Source organism: Roseovarius halophilus (ex Wu et al. 2025), assembly GCF_047086965.1.
The window spans coordinates 1-4,746 of sequence record NZ_JBKOTX010000307.1 but is presented as its reverse complement, the minus strand read 5'-3'; the positions used below and the strand labels follow the sequence as shown (position 1 = coordinate 4,746).

The 4,746-nt window shown below is 67.1% G+C and carries 1 protein-coding gene and 1 pseudogene; both read right to left on the bottom strand.

The features are described from left to right. The coding region (locus ACH107_RS30190; protein WP_412509397.1) for a M10 family metallopeptidase C-terminal domain-containing protein at positions 1–4,315 on the bottom strand (4,315 nt) is incomplete at its 3' end. A gap of 120 nt (positions 4,316–4,435) precedes the next feature. Beyond that, a pseudogene (locus ACH107_RS30185) lies at positions 4,436–4,746 on the bottom strand (hypothetical protein); the annotation flags it as partial.

Sequence of the window (4,746 nt, the reverse complement as noted above, 5' to 3'; positions counted from 1 at the left end):
CGACGTTGATGTAGTCGTCCCCGGCATTGCCGCGGACGAGGTTGTCGGTGGTGTCGCCGGTGAGGTAGTCGTCCGCGCTGCCGCCCTCGAGGTTCTCGACGCCGGTGAGGCTGTCGCCGGCGGCGTGGCCGCCGCTGGCGGTGCCGTTGTAGAGCTTGACGGTGACGCCTGTGCTGTCCCCGGCATAGCTGAGCAAGTCGATGCCGCCGCCGCCGTTGACGTTATCGCCGCCGGCGGCGCCCTCGAGCGTGTCGTCACCGGCCCCGCCGTAGAGGGAATCGCTGCCATCATTGCCGCGGAGGAAGTTGTTGCCGATGCTGCCGGTGAGGTAGTCGTCCGCGCTGCCGCCCTCGAGGTTCTCGAAACCGGTGAAGCTGTCGCCGGCGGCGTGGCCGCCACTGGCGGTGCCGTTGTAGAGCCTGACAATGACGCCTGTGCTGTCCCCGGCATAGCTGAGCATGTCGGTGCCGTTACCGCCCAGGATATTGTCGGCCCCGTCGCCGCCCTCGGCGGTATCGTCCCCGCCGCCGACGTTGATGTAGTCGTCCCCGGCATTGCCGCGGACGAGGTTGTCGGTGGTGTCGCCGGTGAGGTAGTCGTCCGCGCTGCCGCCCTCGAGGTTCTCGAAACCCGAGAAGCTGTCGCCGGCGGCGTGGCCGCCACTGGCGGTGCCGTTGTAGAGCTTGACGGTGACGCCGGTGTCGTCCCCGGCATAGCTGAGCATGTCGGTGCCACCGCCGCCGGTCATGTCGTCGCTGCCGGCGCCGCCTTCCAGCAGGTTGTCTTCGCCCCCGCCGATCAGGGTGTCGTCGGTGTTGCCGGTCGAGATCACGTTCTCGATGCCGATCAGGTCGAAGCCCGGCGAGCTGCCACCGTGAACATCGTTCAGCAGGTCGAAGGTGCGGTCGCTGGTGAAATCGGAGCGGTAGGTGTCGTTGCCCGCGCCGCCGTCGATATTGTCGTAGCCCTCGCCGGATTTGTAGATCACGAGGTCGTCGCCGTCGCCGCCGTTGATCCGGTCGTTGACGCCGGCGCCACCGTCGAGCGTGTCGGCGCCGGCGCCGCCTTCGAGCGTGTCAGTGCCGCCGTTGCCGCTGATGGTGTCGTCGCCGCCGCCCCCGCTCAGGGAATTGGCCTCGCCCCCACCGATGATCTCGTCGCTGCCGTCCCCCAACGCGTTGACGTTCTCGATCGAGATCAGGTCGAACTGCGTGCTGCCCGAAAGTGACCGGTGGAAATCATTGTCCAGATCGAAGAGGCGGTCGACGTCGTAGGTGCTCTGGTAGGTGTCGGTGCCCGACCCGCCGTCGATATTGTCGTAGCCCTCGCCGGATTTGTAGATCACGAGGTCGTCGCCGTCGCCGCCGTTGATCAGGTCGCCGATGGCGGCGCCACCGTCGAGCGTGTCGGCGCCGGCGCCGCCTTCGAGCGTGTTGACGTCGGCGCTGCCGGTGATCGTGTCGGCATCATCCGTGCCGATGACATTCTCGACATTGGTGATGGTCTGCGGGCTGGACGAGCTGTCGGAGCCGTAGCTGCCCGCGCCGAGGTCGACGAAGAAGTTGCCGGTATTGTAGGCGCTGGCATCCAGCGTGTCGGTATCGGCGCCGCCATCGACCACATCGAGGAAATCGCCGCCGACGAGCAGGATGCGGTCATCCCCGCCATCGCCGAAGATGCTGTCCACGAAGGTGCCACCGTCGAGCGTGTCGTTGCCGGCCCCGCCGCGCAGCGTGTCGGCGCCCGCGCCGCCCTGCAGCGTGTCGATACCGTCCCCGCCCTCGAGTATGTTGGCATCGGCGCTGCCGGTGATCGTGTCGGCATCATCCGTGCCGATGACATTCTCGACATTGGTGATGGTCTGCGGGCTGGACGAGCTGTCGGAGCCGTAGCTGCCCGCGCCGAGGTCGACGAAGAAGTTGCCGGTATTGTAGGCGCTGGCATCCAGCGTGTCGGTATCGGCGCCGCCATCGACCACGTCGAGGAAATCGCCGCCGACGAGCAGGATGCGGTCATCCCCGCCATCGCCGAAGATGCTGTCCACGGAGAGACCGCCATCGAGCGTGTCGTTACCGGCTCCGCCGTTAAGGGTATCGGCACCGCTGTTGCCGCTGATGGTGTCGTCGCCGCCGCCCCCGCTCAGGGAATTGGCCTCGCCCCCACCGATGATCTCGTCGCTGCCGTCCCCCAACGCGTTGACGTTCTCGATCGAGATCAGGTCGAACTGCGTGCTGCCCGAAAGTGACCGGTGGAAATCGTTGTCCAGGTCGAAGAGGCGGTCGAAGGCGTAGATGCTCTGGTAGGTGTCGGTGCCCGACCCGCCGTCGATATTGTCGTAGCCCTCGCCGGAGTTGTAGATCACGAGGTCGTCGCCATCGCCGCCGTTGATCAGGTCGCCGATGGCGCCGCCGCCGTCGAGCGTGTCGTTGCCCGCCCCGCCGTTCAGGGTGTCGGCGCCGCTGTTGCCATTGACGGAATCCGCCGAGGACGTGCCCGTCAGCGTCTCGTCATCGCTGTCGCCCACGATCTCGACACGGTCGCCCTCGTCGGGATCCCAGTCGGTGAAGGTCCAGCTCGAAAGGTCGACCGTGCTCAGCACGTCCGTCAGGACGCGCACCACCTCGGCCCCCGTGCCGGTCGGGTTCCAGCCGTCGATCTCGACGTCGTCGAGCTCGGATGTCCCGTCGGTTTCCTGGGCGTTGAGGATCAGCGTGGCGCCCGCCCCCGTCTCGTCGAAGCGGACGGACTCGATATCCCTGATCTGCACGTCGGGCGAGCCGAGGTCGTAGACGCCGGTGCTTTCGATGAGGATCTCGTCGAAGCCCGCGTCGCCGTCCATCGTGTCGTTGCCGGTGCCGCCGGGATCGTCGAGGATGAAGTCGTCATCGCCGTCGCGGCCGGCAAGGCTGTCATTGCCGCCATTGCCGTCGATCTGGTTGTCGCCCTCGTTGCCGCGGATCGTGTCGTTGCCCGACCCGCCCTCGGCATTCTCGATCAGGCCGCGCGTGTCGCCGGCCACCAGCCGCGCGAGCGCGATGTTGCCCTCGGCCGGGGCGCCGCCGCCGTTGCGCGCGTTATGGTCGGCCAGCTGCGTGCCGAAATCGGAATGCTCGCCCGGGCGCAGGTCGAGGTCGAGATCGGTGCTGTAATTGTTCAGATCCAGCGTGTCGGTGCCGTCGTTGTCCCAGATCGTGCGCAGGATGATGTTGTCGGTCGGCGCGCCCTGGCCCGTCCCGTCGATGAACATCTCGCCGGTGGTCGTGCTGAAGCTGTAGGTGGTGTTGCCCGAGGTGGCGCCCGAGTAGTTCGCGCCGTAAAGATATTGCAGCGCCGCGATGTCGAAGAGCTGGAAGGTCTGCGGCTGGTTGAATTCCTCGCCGCCGAAGGCCGAGAAGCCGCCGGGCGCCAGCGTGTAGGTCATCAGTGACCAGGACTGCCCGTCGACGGCGTCTTCCAGGTCGCGGGTGCCGTCGCGGCCCGAGCCGTCGGGCAGAAGCCCCTCGAAGTAATTGATGCCGCCCGAATCGGTCAGATCGAGAGTTTCGTAGTCCTGGTGGCCGTGCTTGAGGCCCAGGGCATGGCCGATCTCGTGCATGATGGTGGCCTGGCCCCAGTTGCCGATCTCGGGCGTGGTGTAGAAGGGCTGGCCGGTCCGGCCGAACCAGATGTCGCCCGAATAGCCCTGTACGCCGGGAAAGTTGCCATAGGCCGACCCGACGCTGTCGAGCTCGGTCTGCGCCAGGCGGATATTGGCGTGGTTGGTCGCGCTCTCGGTGATCTCGGTGAACTCGATATTCGTGTATTCCTCGATCAGGTCGAAGCCGTAGCGCGCCGCCGTCTGCTGCTGGGCGTTGAAGGCCAGGAAGTTCGCATCGCTCGCCTCGCCGTCGGCGTAGGACGCGCCGCCGTAGAAATCCCCGTCGGTGGGGAAGCTGTAGGTCAGCCGGGTGATGCCGTCGTTGTCGGCGCTCCACTTCGAGCCGAAGATTGTGGCGTCGACATTGCGATCACCCGAGAACTGGACGAGCGCGCCGGGGTCGGTGTCGGGCACCATCTCGGCCTCGCCCGCGCTGCCGGCGCCGTTGATACCCGGGCTGTCGGGCAGCGGCGGCCCGTCGTTCGGCGTGTCATAGGTGCCCGGCGTGCCGGGCTCGGGCATGGCCCCGCCCGCCTGGGCGGTGTCCTGCTGGCCTGACGGGTCGAACTGGCACAGCGGACAGGCGCACCCCATGAAACCGGACGGGTCGGATATCGTGCTGTCGACAAGACTTCCGGCCGTGCCGGGCTGAAAAACGGTATTCAGGAATGCGGCCATGGTAATCCCCCCGCCGGGCAAAGTTTCCGTTGTTCTTGCCCGCTCTGAAAATTTTAACTTTTGTTAAAAACCCTGTCACAAGAGACGGCAATTGTAAACTTTCGTGGGGGGGTGCCCGTTTCAGCGCCCCTGCCGGGGGCTGTCCGCGGGGGCGCGGTTGTCATGGCCGAAGCGGCGCAGGATCTCGGCATTCTCGTCGGCGTAGAGCGCCTCGATCCGGGCGCTGCGGGCCGGGGTCCGGCCCGGGTCGGGCTCGCGGACCTTGTGGAAGGCGGCCTTGAACCGCGCCCTGAGCGCTTCGGGTGGCTCGGCCCCCGCGGCGATGTCGCGGGCCAGCGCCTCGCAATCGGCCACCCGCAGCGACGGGTTGCCCATGTGGTGCGGCAGCTGCCAGTCCACCGCCCCCGGCGCGGCCAGCAGCGCCTCGACCG